Here is a 20,554-nt window from a genome sequence, read left to right on the forward strand (position 1 = left end):
CATCAAATCATGGAAAATAACGCAGCGCAGCGAAGCGGAGCGGGGGAGCGGACGCCAGCCCAGCCCAGCCGGGCCATGCTGGCCTCGGTCATCAGCCTCAGCCCCGTTCCCCTCCTTCTTTTCGATTCCGGCTTGAGCATCATGACGGTCAATCCGGCCTTTCTCCGCACCTTCGCCTGCACGGAGCAGGAGCTGACGGGCCTCGGAGCCGACGCGCTCGCGAGGCTCTGCTTTCCGGCGGACAGCCTCTGCAGGGCGGAGCTGGCCCGCATCCGTCAGCTGGAGCCGATCGATTGCGAGGAGGAGATGACGCTCCAGAGCGGCGAGCGCCGCATGTTCCGCATCATCGGCTACGCGCTCGATGGAGAGGAAGGCGCGGGCGGAGGGTATCTGCTCAGCCTCGAGGACGTTTCCGAGCGCAAGCGGTTCGAGCTTCAGCTGCAGGAATCGGTCGAGCGGTATACCTCGCTCAAGAAATACAATCACGACGCGGTCATTTCCCTCGATCTGCAGGGGCGAGTGATCAACTACAACCAGGAGGCCGGCCGGCTGCTCGGCATGCCGGTGGAGGAGCTCGCGGGCAAGGACTTCTCGCCGTATCTGCTCGTCGAGGAGATCGGGCCGATCCTTCGCCAGGCGAGCCAGGACACGGAAGCCGAGCGGCAGCTCAGCGGCATGCGGCATCGCAGCGGACGCGTGACGGAGATCCTCGCCTCGATCGCTCCGATCATCATCAACGGGACGATCAAGGGCTATTACCTGATCGCCAAGGACATGAGCGAGCAGAAGAAGCTGCTCATCGAAAAGGAAGCCGCCGAGGCGACGAACCGGGCCAAAAACGAATTCCTGACGATGATGAGCCACGAGATCCGCAATCCGATGAACGGCATCCTCGGGCTGACGCGCATGGTGCTCGACACGCCGCTCGAGGAAGAGGCCCGGCGCTATATCGAGCTGATCCGCAAGAGCAGCCATGCGCTGCTCCATATCGTCAACGACACGCTCGACTATACGCGGCTGGAGTCGGCCGGCGCCGAGGCGGCGGAGGAGCGTCCGTTCCGGCTTGCCGAGCTGCTCGACGAGATCGTCGCGATCCAGATGCCGATCGTCGTCCAAAAGGGGCTCAAGCTTGAAACGGCGATATCCGCGGACGTGCCGGCGGAGCTGCTCGGGGATCGCGAAAAGCTCGGCAAGGTGCTGCTCAACCTGATCGGCAATGCCGTCAAGTTCACCGATCGCGGGCAGATTCGGGCGGTCTTTTCGGCGGGCGGCGAGGATCGCGGCTCCAGGCTCATCGAATGCGAGGTATCGGATACCGGCATCGGCATTACGGAGACGGAGCAGCAGCAGCTGTTCCATCCGTTCCGCCGCATCGGCACCTATATGACTCGTGCGGAGGAGGGAAGCGGTCTCGGCCTTGCCATCTCCCGCCGGCTGGTGGAGCTGATGGGCGGCACGATCGAGGTCGAGTCGGAGCCGGGCCAGGGCTCTCGCTTCCGCTTCCGCTTCGCCGCGAAGGCCGCCCGGGATCAGCCGCCGCACGCCCTGCCGGATGCGGCGATGGCCGCGCCCGAGCCGGACGGTCCGCTGCGCGTGCTGGTCGCGGAGGACAACGAGATCAATCAGCTCGTCATCCGCAAGATGCTCGAAAAGTCGGGCCATTCCGTCCGCGTCGTCGCGAACGGCGCCGAGGTGCTGGAGGCGCTGCAAGAGCCGGAGCCTTACGATCTGCTGCTGCTCGATATTCTGATGCCGGTGCTCGGCGGCTTCGAGACGATGGACGAGATCCGGGCGATGGGGCTCGCGCGTCCGCCGTATGTCGTCGCCGTGACGGCGAACGCGCTGCGCGGCGACCGGGAAGCCTGCCTCGCGGCGGGCATGGACGACTATCTCAGCAAGCCGATCCGGCGCGACAAGCTGGAGGAGGCGATCGACGCCTATCGCAGCTCGAGCAAGGCGCTGCAGCGAGGCTGAGCCGCGAGGCGCAAGCGTCCGCAATCATAAAAAACCCGGGAACGAACGGAGCGAGGTCCGTTTGTTCCCGGGTTTTTGCAATGCGCCGACGCCTGTTCGAATCCGCTGGCGCGCGCAGATGCCTGGCTTAGAACGCCCAGTTGCCGGCGCGGAAGATCGGCTCCACGCTGCCGTCCTCGGCGATGCCGTCGATGTTCATGTCGGCGGAGCCGATCATGAAGTCGACATGCGTGATGCTCGTGTTCAGGCCGCGGGCGGCAAGCTCTTCCTGGGAAAGCCCTTTGCCGCCCTCGATGTTGAAGGCGTACGCGCTGCCGAGCGCCAGATGGTTCGAGGCGTTCTCGTCGAACAGCGTATTGTAGTACAGGATGTTCGAGCGGGAGATCGGGGAGTCGAACGGCACGAGCGCCACTTCGCCGATGCGGCGGGCGCCGGCATCCATCTCAAGCAAGCCTTCGAGCGTCTCCAGACCGCGCTCGGCCTCGGCCTTGACGACGCTGCCGTTCTCGAACGTCAGCTTGAAGTTGTCGATGATGGTGCCGCCGTAGCTGAGCGGCTTGGTGCTCGAGACGTAGCCGTTCACGCCGTCCGCCTTGGCGGCGGTGAACACTTCCTCGGTCGGCAGGTTGGCGACGAACGGGATGCCGGCCTCGTTGACGCTGTCCGCCGCCACCCACAGATGGCCCTCCGGCAGCTCGATTGTCAGATCGGTTCCCGGCGCGGTGTAATGGAGCTTTTTGTACTTGCGCGCGTTCAGATGCTCGGAGCGGGAGTTCAGGCTCGCGATATGCTCCTCCCACGCCGCCACCGGATCGTCGAGATCGCAGCGGACGGCTTTGAGGATCGAGTTCCAAAGGCTTATGTACTGCTCTTCCTCGGTGGAGCCGGGGAATACCTTGGCCGCCCATGCCTTGGACGGAGCGGCGACGACGCACCAGCTGAACTTGTCGGACTGCGTCATCTGGCGGTAGGCCGCCATCGCTTTGCCGTACGTCTTCTGGTGGTTGACGATCCGCTGCTTGTCGATGCCCTTCAGCAGGTCGGGGTCGGAGGAGACGACGCTGATGGCGGCTCCGCCCTGCTCGCCGAGCTCGGTCATTTCGCCGGCGTACCATTTGGGCTCCTCGAGGAAAGCCTCGTCTGGAGCGAGCTCATAGCGGGTGCGGGCGATCGTATCGTCGGACCAGTTTACTTTGACGGAGTAGGCTCCTGCCTCGTATGCCTTGCGGACGAGTCCGCGCACCAGGTCGGCCGAGTCGAGCGTCGCGTTGATGGCGAGCTTCTGTCCGGGCTGGATGCGGACTCCGACCCGGATGATGAGATCGGCGTAGCGTTCGATTTGCTGCTGCAATTTGCTCAAGTGGTTCAGCCTCCATTCGCGTATCGTCATGCAGTCCTATTGTACACGATCCCGTTCGAAAAAAGACAATCGCGTGCTATGATGGAAAAAACGAGCCCGCTTTCGGGCAGGGAGGCGAAGGCGATGTTCCATCGCCGGCTGGAAGGCGGCTGCGAGCTGCGGGTGCTCGCTCCTGCCGACGCGAAGGCGCTGTACCGGACGCTGGAAAAGGATCGGCGCGAGCTGGAGGCATGGCTGCCCTGGGTCGGACAGATCCGCTCCGCGGCGGACATGAAGGATTATGTGCGCTTCGAGTGCAAGCGCTACAAGGAGGGCAAGGCGATGTCGGCCGTGCTGCTGGACGGGGCGTCCGCGGCGGGCATGATCAGCTTCCAGGAGCTGGACTTCCGCCACCGCAAGGCGTCGCTCGGCTACTGGCTCGGCAGCGCCTGGCAGGGACGGGGACTGATGGCGCAGGCGGCCGCCGAGATGCTCTCGTTCGCCTACGGGACGCTGGACCTGAACCGCGTCGAGATCCGCGCGCGCACGGACAACCGCCGCAGCCGGGCGGTCGCGCTGCGCCTCGGCTTCTCGCTCGAGGGCGTGCTGCGGGAGGAGGAGCATGCGGACGGCATGTTCCTCGACCATGCCGTCTACGGCCTGCTGGCGCGAGACTGGGCGAGAGGGAGGGCGAGCACCGATGTTCCGGACAGGCAGCCTGTTTGATCCGGCCGTGCGCCGAGGCGGCTGCGAGCCGGAGGTGACGGCGTATTATTTCAAAAAATGGCAAGGCTACGCGATGGACTACCACCGCCACGACGCGACCGAGATCATGTACGTCATGGAGGGAGGCTGCCTCGTCGAGACCGAGCTGGGGACGCCGATGGAGCCGGGCAGCGCCGCCAGCCGCCTGAAGCGCGGAGACCTCGTGCTGCTCGACGCGAACGTGCCGCATCGCCTGCTCGTCCGCGAGGAATGCCGGATGCTCAACGTGGAGTTCCGCTTCGTGGCGGCGGCAGCGCCGCTCGCGGAGGCGGCCGCTCTTGCCGAGGCGGACGCGCCGCTGGCGGAGTGGCTGTCGAGGAAGGCGCCCAGCCTCGTGCTGCGGGACAGCCGGGAGCGGGCGCTGCAGACGCTGCGCCAGCTCGTGCTGGAGCTCGACGAATCCGGAATCGGCGGCAGCGCCATGTCGAGGCTGCTGCACGCCCAGCTGCTGCTGCGGCTGTCGCGGCTGGAGACGGCCCATGCGGCCGAGCGTCCGCAGGACGGCTACGTGGAGCAGGCCAAGCGCTATATGGCCGAGCGGCTCGACCAGCCGCTGCAGGCGGAGCAGGTGGCGGCGGCGGTCCGCCTGCATCCGGGCTATTTGCAGCGGATTTTCCGGCAGGCGGAGGGCGTCACGCTCGGCGGCTACCTGTCGGCGATCCGGCTGGAAAAGGCGCGGCAGCTGCTCCGGCATTCCTCGATCCCCGTGTCCGACCTGTGGGATTACGTCGGCCTCGGCAGCCGCGCCTACTTCCATGCGTGGTTCCGCCGCCAGACGGGCATGACGCCGTCCGAGTTCCGGCGCTCCGTGACGGCGGACAGCCGTCCGGACTCCGCTTATTCGCCGGGGCAAGGTTCGGATTTCGAACAATAGCCGCAGCAATCGGTTCGTTCCGCGATAACGCTTTCTTCCCGATATCGGCTAGCATAGAGCCATCAAGAGATTGAGGGAGGAGAGAGCGACATGTCATTCAAGGTTGCTTTTATCGGCGCGGGCAGCATCGGCTTCACGAGGGGGCTGCTGCGGGATCTGCTGTCGGTGCCGGAGTTCGCGGGAATCGAGGTGGCGTTCGCCGACATCGATCCGGACAATCTGGAGCGGGTGCGCAGCCTCTGCCAGCGCGACATCGACGAGAACGGCCTCGCGATCCGGATCCAGGCGACGACGGACCGGCGCGAGGCGCTGAAGGGCGCGAAATACATCCTCAACACGATCCGGATCGGGGGGCTCGAGGCGTTCCGCACCGACGTGGAGATTCCGCTCCGCTACGGCATCGACCAGTGCGTCGGCGACACGCTCTGCGCCGGCGGCATCATGTACGGGCAGCGCGGCATCGCCGAGATGCTCGCCATCTGCAAGGACATCCGCGAGTTCGCCCGCGAGGATGCGCTGCTGCTCAACTACGCCAATCCGATGGCGATGCTCACCTGGGCGTGCAACGCGTACGGAGGCGTGCGGACGATCGGGCTGTGCCACGGCGTGCAGGGCGGCCACCATCAGATCGCGCAGGCGCTCGGGCTGGAGATGGACGAGGTGGACATCGTCTGCGCGGGCATCAACCACCAGACCTGGTACGTCAGCGTCAAGACCGGCGGCGTCGACCGCACCGGCGACCTGCTGGAGGCGTTCGAGCGCCATCCCGACTTCGCCCGGACGGAAAAGGTGCGGATCGACATGCTGCGGCGCTTCGGCTATTACAGCACGGAGTCGAACGGCCATCTGAGCGAATACGTGCCCTGGTACCGCAAGCGTCCGCAGGAGATCCCGGACTGGATCGACCTGAACAGCTGGATCAACGGGGAGACCGGAGGCTACCTGCGCGTCTGCACCGAGGGCCGGCTCTGGTTCGAGACGGAGTTCCCGGCGTGGATGAAGGAGCCTGCGCTGCGGTACGAGGCGTCGGAGCGGAGCCAGGAGCACGGCGGCTACATCATCGAATCGCTGGAAACGGGGCGGGTGTACCGCGGCCACTTCAACGTTGTCAATCGCGGCGTCATCTCGAATCTGCCGGATGACTGCATCATCGAGGCGCCGGGCTACGTCGACCGCAACGGCATCTCGATGCCGGTCGTCGGCGACCTGCCGCTCGGTCCGGCCGCCGTCTGCCAGGCGAGCGTGAACGTGCAGCGGCTGGCCGTTGAGGCGGCGGTGCGCGGCGACGACAAGCTGCTGCGCCAGGCGTTCCTGATGGATCCGCTCGTCGGCGCGGTATGCAATCCGCCCGAGGTGTGGCAGCTCGTCGACGAGATGCTCGTCGCCGGCGAGCGCTGGCTGCCGCAGTACGGCGAGGCGATCGCCGCCGCCAAGGAGCGGCTGGCGGCCGGCAATCTCATCCCGACGCGCGAGTACGAAGGCGCGGCGAGGCTGCAGACCAAGACGCTCGAGCAGATGCAGGCGGCTCGCGACGAGGCCGACGCCAATGCCAGGGAAGCCGACAAGGGCAAGCGGCGCGCGGAGCAGAGATGAATGGGCAAGCGGGGCTGTCTGGCGTAATTCAATGGCTGTAACCCGAATCGATCGGGCTGCAGACATCCGAGAGCTCGGTTCAGAGAGGGTGTCCCTAAGCCTAAGCCAAGGCTTTTGGGGCACCCTCGGTTTGTTTTCATGCGGCTGCAGTTGGCGGGGTGGCTGCCTTTGCCTGCCTTTCATGATCGCGAAGCTCTTTCTCCCCGGTCTGCTATACTGGTAGAATCGAAGAGTCAACGAGAGAAGCAGGAGGCGAGCAGACGTGTCGATCGAGTGGGGGCCGCTTGGAAGAGCGGGACAGCCGAATCGTAATCCGATTCGGAAGCCGTGGCGCAAGCGGTTGCTGCCGCAGGAAGCGCCCGGGCAGCGCGACACGGCTTTTTGGCGCCGGTCGATGGCGGGCGTCTGGATCGGGGCCGCGTTCCTGTGCGCCGCTTGCGCGCAAGGGCTGCCGCTCGGCTTTGGCCCCGCCTATGATCTGATGGCGATGACGCTGGCCGGCACGGCCGCGCTCGGCATCGCCGCCTGGGCGCTGTCCTGGCTGCTGTGCTGGATGAGGCTGCCGCTGCCTCGCCGGTTCGCGGGCGGCGCGCTGGCGCTTGCCGCCGGCACGGCTGGCGCGCTGCTCGTCGCGGAGCTGCGCTGGACGGCGGCGCTGCCGCTCGCGGCCGCGTACGCGCTTGCCGCCGCCGTCGGCGGAGTAGCTTTTGCCGCCGCGCTGCCGCGGCTTCGCCTTCGCCGGCCGCAGCCGCTGGCCGCGCTGCTCTGTTCCGCCGGAGCGCTGCTCGTGCTGCCGCTCCTGCTGTCGTTGCCGGCGCCGGGCTTCGGCGGCTCGGCGGACGATGCGGACGGCGCGGGCGCTGCGGGAAGCGCGATCGCGCCGGACTTGCCGGGCCGATCCGGCGCCTACGCCTACTCCGTCTTGACCTACGGCAGCGGCACCGGCCGCCGGGCGGAGTTCGCCGCGGAGGCGGACATCCGCACCTCCTCCGCAGACGCTTCGGCGCTGCTGACGGATTGGAGCCGGCTGAAGGCGTGGTACTGGGGCTTCGAGCCCGATCGGATGCCGCTGAACGGCACGATGTGGCTGCCGGACGGAGACGGGCCGTTCCCGCTCGCGCTCATCGTGCACGGCAACCATATCGCGCAGCAGCGATCGGATGCAGGCTACGCCTACCTCGGCGAGCGGCTCGCCTCCAAAGGCTACGCCGCCGTCTCGGTCGACGAGAACTTCCTGAACTTCTCGCCCTGGACGGGCATCCCGGACGACGACATGAAGCTGCGGGCGTGGCTGCTGCTGCGCCATCTCGAGGAGCTGAAGCGTCTGTCCGGCCAGCCGGACGGACCGCTCGCCGGCAAGCTCGACTCGTCCCGGACGCTGCTGATCGGGCATTCGCGCGGCGGGCAGGCGGCCGCGATGGCGGCGGATGCGGGCAAGTGGTTCCCCGGCGATGCCGCTCTGGCCCGCTCGGTGCTCGGCGTCGCCGCGCTCGCTCCGACGGATACGGAGGAGGACGGCCAACGGGCCGTGCTGGAGCATGCGAGCTATCTCACGCTGCACGGCTCGCGGGATGCGGATCTGACCGTCTTTTACGGAGAAAGGCAGTACGGCCGCGTGCGGCTCGAGCCGGGCTCGGACCGCTTCAAGGCGGCTGTGTATATCGAGGATGCGAACCACAGCCGCTTCAACGCGGACTGGGGCACGATGGACAACTCGCTGCCGGGAGGGCTGCTGCTGCGCCAGCGGGACATGCTGAGCGGGGAGCGGCAGCGCCTGCTCGCCGCCTCGTATGTCGGGGCGTTCGCGGACGCGGTGCTCGGCGGCGACGCCGCCGCCCGCGCCTGGCTGCTGCCGGAGGCGGAAGCCTCGGATGCGAAGCCCGAGGAGACGAGCGTTTCGGCGGCGGCTGAAGCAGGCCGTCCGGAAGCCGTTTCCGGCGTCCGGACGTACCGGCTGTACGCCGACGCAGACGAGCTGCCTGTCGCCGACTTCGAGCAGGAGGATGCCCGGCAAGCGGGCTCCGGCGTGCGCGCCGAAGCGGCGGATGGCTCCAGCTTGAGCGCCGAGCCGCTGCTCGACCGCAACGGCTCGCCCAAAGGCAGTCGAGGCGCCGTCGTCTCCTGGGGAGCTCTTGGGGCAGCCGCTGAAAGGCCGGGCAGCGATGAGGATGCGGCCGGGAGCAGCGCCGCTTCGGAAGGCAGCTGGCTGAGGCTGACCGGACTGCCTCAGCCCCCGGATCCAGGCGGCGGAGGGCTGAGCTTCACGGCGGCCAACCTTGGACGCGAGCTCTGCTCCGAGGGAGCCGGCTGCGAGCCTCAAGCGCTGCAGCTCCAGGTCGTGCTGCGCGACCGAAATGGCGCCGAGGCCGAGGTCGCGGTCGCCGATGCGCTCGCGGCGGTGGAGGACGAGCCTTTCCTGCGGCCGGCCTGGCTCGACGGATTCGCCAGCGAGGGCAAGTACGACCGCCCGGCCGAGCTGGCGCGGGTGACGATTCGGCTGCCGCTGTCCGCCTTCCGCGAGGCCGAGCCGCTTCTCGATACGGACTCGCTTGACCGTCTGGAGCTGCGCTTCCGATCGGCGGACGGCGGGGCGGGGCGCATCATGCTGGACGACGTAAGCTGGTACGCCGGCGAGACGGCCGGCCGATGAGCCGGCAGCGTCGACGTTCCGGCGACTCGAGATCGTCGATTTCTCCCCCGGAATTCGTTATTTCGACGCTTGACGCTGTTCTCGCGAGCTGGCTATACTTTAGTAAGTGCCTGGGTGGCCAGGCTGCTAGATTACGAGCATCATGACCGAAAGGAAGGACGCCTCTTGAGCCAATCGAAGAGCAGCAAGAAAAAGAAGAACGTCTACGTGCCTCCAGCCAAGCAGAAGAAGGGCAACGGAGCGCTCATCTGGCTGACGATCGCCATCGCGTTCATCGCCGTCGTCATCATTCTGGGCATCAACAATTCGTCCAAGCCCCATGCGTTCAACTACGGGGAGATGCCGCGCCTCGGCGACGAGAACGCGCAGGTCAAGCTCGTCGAGTTCGGCGACTACAAGTGCCCGAGCTGCAAGCTGTTCTCCGAGCAGGTCAAGCCGCTGCTCGTCCAGGATTACATCAACGACGGCAAGGCCGCGCTGTATTTCGCGAACTACGCCTTCCTCGGACAGGATTCGGTGACGGCGGCCGTCGCGGCCCACTCCGTCTACCTGCAGGACCCGGAGCAGTTCTGGGCCTACAATGACGCGATCTATGCGAACCAAGGCGATGAGACTACCGTCTGGGCGACGCCCGAGCGGCTCGTGCAGATCGCCAAGGACGCCAAGCTCGACATCGACTTCGACAAGCTGCTGAGCGACATCAACGCCGGCGTCGGCTCCGACAAGGTCGCCGAGGAGAGCCGGCTGGCCGAGTCGACGCTCAAGGTCGGCGGCACGCCTTCGCTGTTCGTGGACGGCGAGCAGCTCCAGTTCAAAGGCTATGACGACATCAAGAAGGCGATCGACGCCAAGCTCGACGAGAAGAAATAAGCCGCCTCGCCGGATGGAATGCGCGGAGCGGAAGAGCGCGCTTGAAATCGGCTTCGCGAAAAGCGCATGACGTCCGAGGACGCGCCGAAATTTTGATGGGGAGGGTGGCGGCTCATGGCCGAACAGAACACCGATGGGGAGCTCTACGAGCATGACGAGCCGGATTCCTTTGACCAGGACGAGGACGAGCCGCAAGGACTGTGGGAGCGCTACCGCTTCTACTGCGCCTGGGTCGTCGCGCTCGCAGCGACGCTGGGCAGCCTTTACCTGAGCGAGGTCGCCGGGTACATGCCGTGCGACTTGTGCTGGTACCAGCGCATCTTCATGTATCCGCTGGCGGTGCTGCTCGGCATCGCGGCTTATCGCGGAGACCGGCAGATCGGCGTTTATGCGCTGCCGCTCGCCTGGATCGGCATCGCGATCTCCTTTTACCACAACCTGCTCCAATGGTTCCCGTCGCTGTCGGGCATCGTGCCGTGCAAGTCCGGCGTGCCGTGCAACCAGGATTACTTGAACTGGCTCGGCTTCATCACGATTCCGCTGATGGCGCTGACCGCCTTCGCCCTCATCCTGATCCTGCTGCATGTGAAGGGACGCCGCCGCTAGGCATCTTCGCAGCAGGCATGGCAGTCGCCTTCGCCGACTGACGTACCTCTCGCAGGACTGCCCCAGTCGAACCGAGATTCATTAAAGCAAGTCGCGAAGCGAGACATTAAAGCAAGTTGCGGTCGTGAAGCACGCGCCGCTTCAAGTCCATCCCGATCCGGGAGGGCTTGAAGCGGCTTTTTTCGTTCATTTCGAATCAGAAAAGGAGCCGAAGAAACGATGCCAAACTTTCAAACTGCCTATGACGAATGGCTGCAAGCCGAGATTCAGGACGAGACCAATCCGCGCCGCCGAGAGCTTCTGGAGAAAGGGCTGGGCCACGGCACGGTCGCTTTCCTCAAGCAAATCTGGTTCCCGACCATGCGCAGCTTCAAGCATCTGCATCCAGAATGGGAAGTGCGCGACGCGTCGAACGGCTACCGATATGTCGATCTGGCTTATCTTCCGGGCGGGGGCGCGAAGGGGGGCATCGAGATTCAGGGCTTTGGTCCTCATGCTCGAGATCTTGATGTAAGGCGCTTCAAGGACCTCAGCTGGAGGTACTCGATGCTGTCCATCGACGATTGGCTGTTCATCCCCGTCGCCTATCTGTCGATCGTCGAGGAGCCGAAGCGCTGCCAGCAGCTGGTGCTTTCTTTCGTCGGAAAGTTCATCGCGGGCGAAAGCGCAGGCTCGCTGACGGCGTTGGAGGCGGAGACGGTCCGGTACGCGAGGCGGGTATTTCGTCCGTTCACGCCTTCCGAGCTGACGGTCCATCTCAACGTGAGCGCCGCTTATGCAAGACGGATTCTGCATCGGCTGGTCGAGCTGGGGAGATTGAAGCAGGTGGGCGGGAATTTGCGCTATCGGTCCTATGCGCTCCCGGATTGGATGCCGCTGCCCGGGTCAGACGGATGACTCGCCTGGAGCGGGTATCTGTCGCATCAGCCGCATCGCGCGGCTGATGCGGCTCGCCCGGCCGACGGCATAGGGAGGGCGGCTCATCCAGAGAACGAATTGGCGCCCGGCCGCATCTGTCGAATCGGCTGCCTCCCGGAGGCCAGTCGTTCCAGGCACATTGGTTGCAGCTTGGGTGTGTGCGGCCTTCCGTCAATTTTGGGTCCGCTCAACGTAACGATACTAGCGAGCCTTATTTCATCGTTTGAGGCGAGTTTTGAATTCTAACGATACTGACAGAGCCTATTGGCCCTTTTCCCCTCGATTTTGAGGCTGTTTAAGAAAATAAGCTCGGTCAGTATCGTTAGATTTTTTTGGAGCCTTCTTTTCCACGAATAGCGTCTGTCAGTATCGTTAGATGGATAGCCAAGCGTCCGGCAACGCTTCAAGCCGGGCCGCCGAGGCATGCGGCGATCTCCGAGCATGCCGCCCCCCCGGGCGCCTGCCCTGCCGGCGTTATACCGAGGATAAGCCGCCCTTGCTGCCGAAGCTGCCGCCCGAATCATGCGACAATTCGCCACCTCTGATTGACCCGGCCCTGCGGCGGGTATATTCTTAGGGCAAGAGCTTCGTAAAAGCGTTTTCATTTTTCGGCGATCCTACATAAAACCGCGCATGCAGATCCCGTTCAAGCAGGCTTTGCGGGCGTCCGGCCGCCTGGTCCGCCTCCGGGACGAGGCGGCGGCGCATCTGCGTCAAGTAATCTATCATGGCGTGGCGCAGGTTTGCTATAATGGAACTACTTTCACCCGAATGCCGCCTGCCTTAAGCGAGAATGATCCGGAGGTGTCCCCTATGCCTACACTCAAGCCCAAGCAGCCCGTTCCATCCGATCCGGCCGTCCTGGACGGCCGGCCCGCCAGCATCGACCAGCCCGCCGACTCCAAGCCATCCGCCAAGCCGAGAGCTTCCGCCAAGCCGAAGCCATCCGCCAAGTCCAAGCAAGACAAAGCGCTCCTCAAGGACGTGTACCTGTTCAACCGCGGCGAAAACGACTTCGCCTATCGCACGTTCGGCGCGCATGTCAGGCTCGAGGAACGCCGCCGCGGCGTGCGCTTCACCGTCTGGGCGCCGAACGCCCGCGAGGTCGGCGTCGCCGGCGATTTCAACGGCTGGGACGGCGGGCAGCACCGCATGGAGCCGGTCGACGCGACCGGCGTCTGGTCGCTGTTCATTCCCGGCCTCAAGGCCGGCGACCTTTACAAATACGAGATCGTGACCGCGGACGGCCGCAAGCTGCTCAAGGCGGATCCGTTCGCCTTCGCGAGCGAGCTGCGCCCGAACACCGCCTCGGTTGTCGCCGACCTGTCCGGCTACAAGTGGAAGGACGACGAGTGGGAGCGGCGCAAGCGGACGACTTCTCCGTACGACCAGCCGATGCTCGTCTACGAGATGCATCTGGGCACCTGGAAGATCAAGGCGCCGGAGGTGTTCTACAGCTACGACGAGATCGGCGGGGAGATCATCGACTACGTCGTCCGCATGGGCTATACCCATATCGAGCTGATGCCGCTCGCCGAGCATCCGCTCGACAAGTCGTGGGGCTATCAGATCACCGGCTACTTCGCGCCTACGGCGCGCTACGGCCCGGCCAAGAGCCTCATGAAGTTCATCGACCGCTGCCACCGCAAGGGCATCGGCGTCATCCTCGACTGGGTGCCCGCGCACTTCGTCAAAGACGAGCAGGGACTGCGCCGGTTCGACGGCACGCCGCTCTACGAGAGCGCCGACCCCAGCCTCGCGGAAAAGCCGCTCTGGGGCACGAACGCCTTTGATTACGGCCGCACGGAGGTGCAGAGCTTCCTCGTCTCCAACGCGCTGTACTGGATGGACCTGTTCCATGTCGACGGCCTGCGCGTCGACGCGGTCGCGAGCATGCGCGACTTGACGATGGATAAGCCGCCGGAGCTGCAGGCGCGCAACATCTACGGCGGCACGCGCCACCTGGAAGCGGACGCTTTTCTCCAGAAGCTGAACAAGGCGGTGTTCCGCTATTTCCCGAACACGCTCATGATCGCCGAGGACAGCTCGCCGGAGCCGGGCGTCACGGCGCCGGTGCACGACGGCGGGCTCGGCTTCAACTTCAAGTGGAGCATGGGCTGGATGAACGACATGCTCCGCTACATGCAGCTTGATCCGTCGCAGCGGTCCCAGCGGCATGACTGGCTCACCTTCGCGATGATGTACCACCACACGGAAAACTTCATCCTGCCGCTGTCCCATGACGAAGTCGTGCACGGCAAAAAGTCGCTGCTGAACAAGATGCCCGGCAGCTACGAGGAGAAGTTCGCGAACCTGCGCCTGTTCTACGGATTCTGGATGGCCCATCCCGGCAAGAAGCTGCTGTTCATGGGAGGAGAATTCGGCCAGTTCGACGAATGGAAGGATAGCGAGTCGCTGGACTGGATGGTGCTGGAGTACGACTCCCACCGGTCGATGCAGCAGTACGTGCGCAAGCTGAACGGCTTGTACCGCAAGCTGCCGCAGCTGTGGGAGCAGGACTACGATCCGGCCGGCTTCGAGTGGATCGACGCCGACAATGCCGAGCAGAGCGTCGTCTCCTTCATCCGCAGGAGCAAGGACGGCGGCTACGCGGTCGCGGTCGCCAACTTCTCCCGCAGCTCCTACGAGGACTACCGGATCGGCGTGCCGGACAAGGGCAGGTTCAAGCTGCTCCTGCACAGCGACGACGCCCGGCTCGGCGGAGCCTCGACCGGGCTTCCGACCTCCATCTCCAGCAAGCAGGCTCCGATGCATGGCCGCGACTACAGCCTTACCCTGCACTTGCCCCCGCTGTCCTTCCAGCTGCTTGAGCACCAGCCGAGGGGAACACACTGACACGAGGAGTTGGGACCATGGGCCAAAAAGAAATGATCGCCATGCTGCTAGCCGGGGGAGAAGGAAAGCGCCTCGGCGTCCTCACGAAGGACCTGGCCAAGCCGGCCGTCCATTTCGGAGGCAAATACCGGATCATCGACTTTACCCTGAGCAACTGCATGCACTCGGGCATCGACACCGTCGGCGTCCTGACCCAGTACCAGCCACTCGTCCTCAACCGGTATTTAGGCATCGGCAGCCCATGGGGCCTTGACCGCAGCGATGGCGGCATGGCCGTGCTCCCGCCCTATGTCAAGTCCAAAGGCGGCGACTGGTACAAAGGCACCGCCAACGCCATCTATCAGAACATGGGGTTCATCGACCGCTACGAGCCGGAGTACGTGCTCATCATCTCCGGCGACCACATCTACAAGATGGACTACGAAAAGATGCTGGAGCATCACAAGTCGACCGGCGCGGACGTGACCGTCGCCGGCCTCGAGGTTGACATCAAGGAAGCGAGCCGCTTCGGCACGATGATTCTCGGCGAAGGCTTCCGCATCGTCGACTTCGAGGAGAAGCCCAAGCATCCGGTCAGCAACGTCGTCTCGATGGGGGTCTACATCTTCAGCTGGAAAGTGCTGCAAAAATACTTGATCCGCGACGAGGCGGACCGCAAGTCGTCGCATGATTTCGGCAAGGACATCATCCCGGCGATGCTCGAGGACGACATCCATCTGCACATGTACCCGTTCAAAGGCTACTGGAAGGATGTCGGCACGATCGAGAGCCTGTGGGAAGCCCATATGGACCTGCTCGGCTGCGAGCCGCAGCTCGATCTCGGGGACAGCGACTGGCGCATCTATTCGACCCCCCACAACCGGCCCGCCCACTACGTATCCCCGGCCGCCTCGATCCGCGAGTCGATGATTACGGAAGGCTGCGTCGTCGAGGGCGAGGTGTCGCGCTCGGTGGTGTTCAGCGGCGTCGAGATCGGCGAGGGCAGCCTCATCTCCGAGTCGGTCATCATGCCGGGAGCCGTCATCGGCGCCGGCTGCAAAGTATACCGCACGATCATCGGCGAGAACGCCGTGCTTGAGCCGGGCGTCATGCTCGGCTCTCCGGATGGAACCGAGATCGGCGTCGTCGGCAGCGACGAGAAGATCGGCCGCAATCATTCGCTCCAGGAGGTGCAGCAGCCATGATCAACAAAGCGATGGGCGTCGTCAACCTGATCCACGAGACCGACGAGCTCGAAAGCCTGACCGCGACCCGCTGCCCGGCGACCGTGCCGTTCGGCGCGCGCTACCGGCTGATCGACTTCATCCTCTCCAGCATGGTCAACTCCGGCATCTCCAAGGTGGCGGTGTTCGCCCATACGAAGTACCGCTCGCTCATGGACCATCTCGGCTCCGGCCGTCCGTGGGACCTGCATACGCGCCAAAGCGGGCTGTTCGTCCTGCCGCCGTCCTCCGACCAGATCCATGAGCTGAGCCGCGGCGACCTGTACCATTTCTACCAGCACCGCGACTACTTCCAGCGCTGCAAGCTCGAGTACGTCGTCGTGACGCGCAGCCATATGGTGTGCAACGTCGATCTGGACGCGGTCATCGACTACCACGAGAGCCAGAACGCCGACATTACGGTCATCTGCAAAAAGCAAGCCGACCTGCTCGGCGGCAAGACGCGCAAGGTGGAGCTTGGCGAGGGCGGACGGGTCAAGGACATGCAGGACCATTTCGGCAACATGGATTCCGACGTGCACTCGATGGAGATCTACGTCATGAAAAAGGATCTGCTGATGGACCTGGTGCAGACGTCGCTGGCCCAAGGCCAGGACCATCTCGTCCGGCACGCGATCCTGTCCCGGATCGACCGGCTGCGCATCTTCGGCTACCTTTACGAGGGGTATCTCGGCGTCGTTAATACGGTCGAGGCCTACTACCGGACCAGCATGGACCTGCTCCGTCCCGAGGCGTGGCGCGAGCTGTTCTTCCGGCCGGGCCCGATCTTCACCAAGACCAAGGACGAGCCGCCGACCCGCTACCTCGAAGGGGCAAAGACCGGCAACTCGCTCATCGCCAACGGCTGCAAGATCGAGGGCACGGTCATCAACAGCGTGCTGTTCCGCGGCGTCCATGTCGGCAAAGGCGCGGTCATCCGCAACAGCATCGTCATGCAGAACGGCGTCATCGGCGACGGGACGCAGCTGGACCGCGTCATCCTCGACAAGGAGAGCCAGGTCGAGCCGCATCGCGATATCCGCGGCACGGCAGGCCTGCCCTTCGTGGCGGGCAAGAGAAAGACCATCTGATGGTCTTTTTCTCTATTTGCGCCTAAAAAGCCAACATCCGACCGCGCTTCGGCCGATACTAACCGTTAGATGAGCCCGGCCGACATTCCGGCCTGCCCCCGCGCACATAGACAGAGCGGAACGGCGGAGCCAACCTGGAGGGAACCCTACTCATGAATGTACTTTTCGCAACATCGGAAGCGGTGCCGCTGGCCAAGACCGGCGGACTGGCCGACGTCGCCGGCGCGCTGCCCAAGGCGCTGCGCCAGGCGGGCACGGAGGCCCGCGTCATCCTGCCCAAGTACGACACGATTCCGTGGACGCTGGCGCAGCGCTTCCGCAAGATCGACGAGTTCACGGTGCAGCTCGGCTGGCGGACGCAATACTGCGGCCTGCTCGAGGGCGAGGTGGATGGCGTCGTCTATTATCTGATCGACAACGAGTTCTACTTCCATCGCGGCGGCCTGTACGGCTACGGCGACGATCCGGAGCGGTTCGTCTTCTTCAGCATCGCCGTGCTGGAGGCGGCGCGGAGGATGGACATCCGCTGGGACGTCCTGCACTGCCATGACTGGCAGACGGGCCTCATCCCGTTCCTGCTCAAGCGGCGCTATTTCGCCGACGATCGACTGTCGTCCGTCCGCACCGTGTTCACGATCCACAACCTGCGCTACCAGGGCGTGTTCGGCAAGCAGGAGATGATGGATCTGATCGGCATGGGGCCGGAGATCTTCGCTTGGGACGGCCTCGAGCATGACGGCGCGGCCAACTGCATGAAGGGCGGCCTGCTCTACGCGGACAAGCTGACGACGGTCAGCCCGACGTACGCCGAGGAGATCAAGACGGAGTACTACGGGGAAGGGCTGGACGGCATCCTGCGCATGCGGGCGGGCGATCTGGCCGGCATCGTCAACGGCATCGACACGGAGCTGTTCGACCCGATGAACGACGAGGCGATCGCCGTCCCGTACCTGGACTCGCTGGAGCGCAAGCGCCAGAACAAGCTCGCGCTCCAAAAGGAGCTCGGGCTGCCCCAGCGCGAGGAAGTGCCTGTCATCGGCATCGTCTCGCGGCTCGTCGAGCAGAAGGGTTTCGACTTGATCGACGGCGTGTTCGGCGAGCTGCTGGAGGAGGACATGCAGCTGGCCGTGCTCGGCTCCGGCGAGTGGAAGTACGAGGAGATGTTCCGCTCGGCCTCCCATACCCGCTACGACAAGGTCAGCATCGCGACCGGCTTCAACGACGGGCTCGCCCGCCGCATCTACGCCGGCTCGGACCTGTATCTGATGCCGTCGCAGTTTGAGCCGTGCGGCCTCAGCCAGCTGCTCGCGCTCCGCTACCGGAGCGTGCCGATCGTGCGCGAGACCGGCGGGCTCAAGGACACCGTCCAGCCTTACGACGAATATACTGGCCGAGGAAACGGATTCAGCTTCGCGAGCTACAACGCGCATGACATGCTGTTCACGATCCGCCGAGCGCTCCATTTCTACCGCGAGCCTGCCGCCTGGGAGGCGATCGTCCGCAATGGGGCCGGGGACGACTATAGCTGGAACCGTTCCGCCCGATCCTACATCGACCTGTACGAACAACTCGCGCCCGAGCGGAAGGAGAAGGATTCATGGCCCGTCACCTCGTAATCGGAAACGGCAAGATGCTGCTCAACCTCGATCAGAATTTCTATATCCGCGACATTTACTATCCGTACGTCGGTCAGCTCAACCACGTCGGCGGCCAGTATTGCCGCCTCGGCCTCTGGACCGAAGGCCAGTTCAGCTGGCTGGAGGATCCGGCGTGGTCGAGGGAGCTCGGCTATATCGAGGACTCCCTCGTCACCGACGTCACGGCTCGTCACGGCGGACTCGGCGTCGAGCTGCAGATGAACGACGGCATCCACCAGCGCGAATGCATCTATTTGAAGCGCGTCGTCATCCGCAATCACGCCGATCGGGAACGGGAATTCCGCCTGTTCTTCCACCAGGACCTCATGATCGACGGCACGGAGGTCGGCGACACCGCCGCCTACTATCCCGACAACCATACGCTGTTCCACTACAAGCGCTCGTCCTACTTCATGTTCAACGGCTTCTCCGACGAAGGCGGCATGTCCCAGTACTCGACGGGCATCAAGCGGTTCCACTCCGCCGAGGGCACATGGCGCGACGCCGAGGACGGCGTGCTGATGGGCAACGCGATCGCCCAAGGCTCGGTCGACAGCACGATCAGCTTCCGCACGGTCGTGCCGGCCGGCGGCGAGAAGACGGTCTATTACTGGATGTCGATCGGCAAGAGCCTGGAGGAGGTCAAGCAGCTCAACGACTACGTCCAGGACCAGCATCCGGAGAAGCTGCTGAGCCGCATCGTCGTCTACTGGAACCACTGGCTCGGCCGTGCCGAAAAGGATCTCGGCGACCTGCCGCCGGAGGTCGCCCGCATGTTCCGGCAGAGCCTGCTGCTCGTGCGCACGCAGACGGACGAGCGCGGCGCGATCATCGCGGCCAACGATACGGACATCCTGCAGTACAACCGCGACCACTACAGCTACATGTGGCCTCGCGACGGCGCGCTCGTCGCCGATGCGATGTCGCTGGCAGGCTATCAGAGCGTCATCGCGCCGTTTTTCCAATTCTGCTCGGAGGCGCTGACGCCGGACGGCTACCTGAACCACAAGTTCAATCCCGACGGCACGGTCGGCTCCAGCTGGCATCCGTATACGGTGCAGGGAGCGAAGCGGCTGCCGATCCAGGAGGACGAGACGGCGCTCGTGCTGTTCGCGCTGTGGCGGGACTTCCAGCGGCATCAGGTGATCGAGCTGCCGCAGTCGCTGTACAGCAATCTGATCCGCAAGTCGGCCGCGTTCCTCAGCAGCTACATGGAGCATTCGCTCTCGCTGCCCAAGCCGAGCTACGACTTGTGGGAGGAGCGCTACGGCATCTGGACGTATACGGCGGCTTCGGTATACGGCGGGTTGATGGCCGCTTCGTTCTTCACCGACCTGTTCGGCGACTACGAGCGCAGCGACCACTACAAGCGCACCGCCGAGGAAGTCAAGCACGGCATCCTCACGCAGCTGTGGGACGAGGCGAGCGGCCGGTTCGCGCGCGGGCTCGTGCAGAAGGACGGCGGCTGGGTCAAGGACATGACGCTTGAGAGCAGCCTGTTCGCGGTGCTTGAGTTCGGCGTGCTGCCGGCGGACGACGAGCGCGTCGTGCGCACGATGACGGCCATCCGCGACGGCTTGGCCGTACGCACCGACGTCGGCGGCATCGCCCGCTATACGAACGACTACTACTTCCAGCAGTCCGGCGAGATCGACCGGGTGCCGGGCAACCCGTGGATCATCTGCACGCTGTGGGTGGCGAACTTCGAGATCGACTCGGCGCGCTGTCTCGCCGACCTGGAAGCGCCGAAGCGCACGCTCGAGTGGGTCGTGCGGACGGCGCTCGAGAGCGGCGTGCTGCCGGAGCAGCTCAATCCGCATGACGGCACGCCGCTGTCCGTCGCGCCGCTCACCTGGTCGCATGCGACGTTCGTGCAGAGCGTGAGCAAGTACGCGGCCAAGTACAAGGAACTGTCCTGACATCCGGTTACCGGCTGGCGTGCCGAATCCAAGGCACATTTCTGCCTTGGTCGGTCCAGTTCCCGGCCGGCGAGCCGGAACCAAGGCACATTTCTGCCTTGGTCGGTCCGGTTCCCGGCCGGTGGGCCGGAACCAAGGCATAATTCTGCCTTGGATGGCCAGGTTACCGGCCGGCGTGCCGAATCCAAGGCATAATTCTGCCTTGGTCGGTCCGGTTACCGGCCGGCGTCTACTCCTCCCGAAAGATCGCCAAGGCGGTT

General features: G+C 64.7%; 14 protein-coding genes. 13 read left to right on the plus strand and 1 reads right to left on the minus strand.

Annotated features, from left to right (window positions below; translation table 11 throughout):
- The first annotated feature begins 9 nt into the window (after window positions 1-9).
- Complete coding sequence (locus tag B8V81_RS19240; RefSeq protein WP_101808994.1) at window positions 10-1,974, plus strand: PAS domain-containing hybrid sensor histidine kinase/response regulator; 1,965 nt, start codon at window positions 10-12, stop codon at window positions 1,972-1,974.
- 127 nt (window positions 1,975-2,101) lie between these two features.
- On the opposite strand, the gene B8V81_RS19245 is transcribed toward B8V81_RS19240, so the two are convergent.
- Window positions 2,102-3,334 carry an aminopeptidase gene (locus tag B8V81_RS19245; RefSeq protein WP_028599628.1) on the minus strand — a complete coding sequence of 411 codons (1,233 nt, stop codon included), beginning with the start codon at window positions 3,332-3,334 and terminating at the stop codon, window positions 2,102-2,104.
- A 123-nt stretch (window positions 3,335-3,457) separates the two neighbouring features.
- Between B8V81_RS19245 and B8V81_RS19250 the strand changes: the two genes are divergently transcribed.
- The 12 genes from B8V81_RS19250 (at window position 3,458) to B8V81_RS19305 (ending at window position 20,294) form a co-directional block, all read left to right on the plus strand.
- Window positions 3,458-4,039, plus strand: coding sequence for a GNAT family N-acetyltransferase (locus tag B8V81_RS19250; protein WP_164820098.1), 582 nt, complete (start codon window positions 3,458-3,460; stop codon window positions 4,037-4,039).
- A complete protein-coding gene (locus B8V81_RS19255; RefSeq protein WP_052333404.1) occupies window positions 4,014-4,952 on the plus strand; it encodes an AraC family transcriptional regulator in 939 nt (312 codons plus the stop codon). The genes B8V81_RS19250 and B8V81_RS19255 overlap by 26 nt, the downstream gene beginning before the upstream one ends.
- A gap of 90 nt (window positions 4,953-5,042) precedes the next feature.
- Window positions 5,043-6,545 carry an alpha-glucosidase/alpha-galactosidase gene (melA, locus tag B8V81_RS19260; protein ID WP_028599629.1) on the plus strand — a complete coding sequence of 501 codons (1,503 nt, stop codon included), beginning with the start codon at window positions 5,043-5,045 and terminating at the stop codon, window positions 6,543-6,545.
- A gap of 262 nt (window positions 6,546-6,807) precedes the next feature.
- Window positions 6,808-9,195, plus strand: coding sequence for an alpha/beta hydrolase (locus tag B8V81_RS19265; RefSeq protein WP_146000534.1), 2,388 nt, complete (start codon window positions 6,808-6,810; stop codon window positions 9,193-9,195).
- Window positions 9,196-9,360: 165 nt separating this feature from the next.
- Complete coding sequence (locus B8V81_RS19270; RefSeq protein WP_028599630.1) at window positions 9,361-10,065, plus strand: DsbA family protein; 705 nt, start codon at window positions 9,361-9,363, stop codon at window positions 10,063-10,065.
- Between the two features lie 114 nt (window positions 10,066-10,179).
- Entirely contained in the window at window positions 10,180-10,671 is a 492-nt protein-coding gene (locus B8V81_RS19275) for a disulfide oxidoreductase (RefSeq protein ID WP_084137412.1), read from the plus strand.
- Between the two features lie 219 nt (window positions 10,672-10,890).
- Window positions 10,891-11,568 carry a hypothetical protein gene (locus tag B8V81_RS19280; RefSeq protein ID WP_028599632.1) on the plus strand — a complete coding sequence of 226 codons (678 nt, stop codon included), beginning with the start codon at window positions 10,891-10,893 and terminating at the stop codon, window positions 11,566-11,568.
- 834 nt (window positions 11,569-12,402) lie between these two features.
- On the plus strand, window positions 12,403-14,445 hold the full coding sequence (gene glgB / locus B8V81_RS19285) for a 1,4-alpha-glucan branching protein GlgB (protein WP_101808996.1): 2,043 nt from the start codon (window positions 12,403-12,405) through the stop codon (window positions 14,443-14,445).
- A 17-nt stretch (window positions 14,446-14,462) separates the two neighbouring features.
- Window positions 14,463-15,629 carry a glucose-1-phosphate adenylyltransferase gene (locus B8V81_RS19290; protein ID WP_101808997.1) on the plus strand — a complete coding sequence of 389 codons (1,167 nt, stop codon included), beginning with the start codon at window positions 14,463-14,465 and terminating at the stop codon, window positions 15,627-15,629.
- Window positions 15,626-16,738 (plus strand): glucose-1-phosphate adenylyltransferase subunit GlgD, encoded by a 1,113-nt coding sequence (glgD, locus tag B8V81_RS19295; protein ID WP_101808998.1) that lies wholly within the window; start codon window positions 15,626-15,628, stop codon window positions 16,736-16,738. Before B8V81_RS19290 ends, glgD begins: the two co-directional genes overlap by 4 nt.
- Before the next feature lie 152 nt (window positions 16,739-16,890).
- Window positions 16,891-18,354, plus strand: coding sequence for a glycogen synthase GlgA (gene glgA, locus B8V81_RS19300; protein WP_101808999.1), 1,464 nt, complete (start codon window positions 16,891-16,893; stop codon window positions 18,352-18,354).
- Window positions 18,336-20,294, plus strand: a complete 1,959-nt coding sequence (locus B8V81_RS19305) for a glycoside hydrolase family 15 protein (RefSeq protein ID WP_028599636.1) — start codon at window positions 18,336-18,338, stop codon at window positions 20,292-20,294. The genes glgA and B8V81_RS19305 overlap by 19 nt, the downstream gene beginning before the upstream one ends.
- Window positions 20,295-20,554 lie beyond the last annotated feature (260 nt).

Origin of the sequence: Paenibacillus pasadenensis (assembly GCF_002864175.1) — a bacterium.
GTDB classification, from domain to species: Bacteria; Bacillota; Bacilli; order Paenibacillales; family Paenibacillaceae; genus Paenibacillus_O; species Paenibacillus_O pasadenensis.

Excerpts from the sequence above, each read along its gene's own strand:
- B8V81_RS19240 (WP_101808994.1), top strand. The coding sequence starts at position 10 with ATGGAAAATAACGCAGCGCAGCGAAGCGGAGCGGGGGAGCGGACGCCA.
- B8V81_RS19250 (WP_164820098.1), top strand. The coding sequence starts at position 3,458 with ATGTTCCATCGCCGGCTGGAAGGCGGCTGCGAGCTGCGGGTGCTCGCT.
- B8V81_RS19255 (WP_052333404.1), top strand. The coding sequence starts at position 4,014 with ATGTTCCGGACAGGCAGCCTGTTTGATCCGGCCGTGCGCCGAGGCGGC.
- melA (WP_028599629.1), top strand. The coding sequence starts at position 5,043 with ATGTCATTCAAGGTTGCTTTTATCGGCGCGGGCAGCATCGGCTTCACG.
- B8V81_RS19275 (WP_084137412.1), top strand. The coding sequence starts at position 10,180 with ATGGCCGAACAGAACACCGATGGGGAGCTCTACGAGCATGACGAGCCG.
- B8V81_RS19280 (WP_028599632.1), top strand. The coding sequence starts at position 10,891 with ATGCCAAACTTTCAAACTGCCTATGACGAATGGCTGCAAGCCGAGATT.
- glgB (WP_101808996.1), top strand. The coding sequence starts at position 12,403 with ATGCCTACACTCAAGCCCAAGCAGCCCGTTCCATCCGATCCGGCCGTC.
- B8V81_RS19290 (WP_101808997.1), top strand. The coding sequence starts at position 14,463 with ATGGGCCAAAAAGAAATGATCGCCATGCTGCTAGCCGGGGGAGAAGGA.
- glgD (WP_101808998.1), top strand. The coding sequence starts at position 15,626 with ATGATCAACAAAGCGATGGGCGTCGTCAACCTGATCCACGAGACCGAC.
- glgA (WP_101808999.1), top strand. The coding sequence starts at position 16,891 with ATGAATGTACTTTTCGCAACATCGGAAGCGGTGCCGCTGGCCAAGACC.
- B8V81_RS19305 (WP_028599636.1), top strand. The coding sequence starts at position 18,336 with ATGGCCCGTCACCTCGTAATCGGAAACGGCAAGATGCTGCTCAACCTC.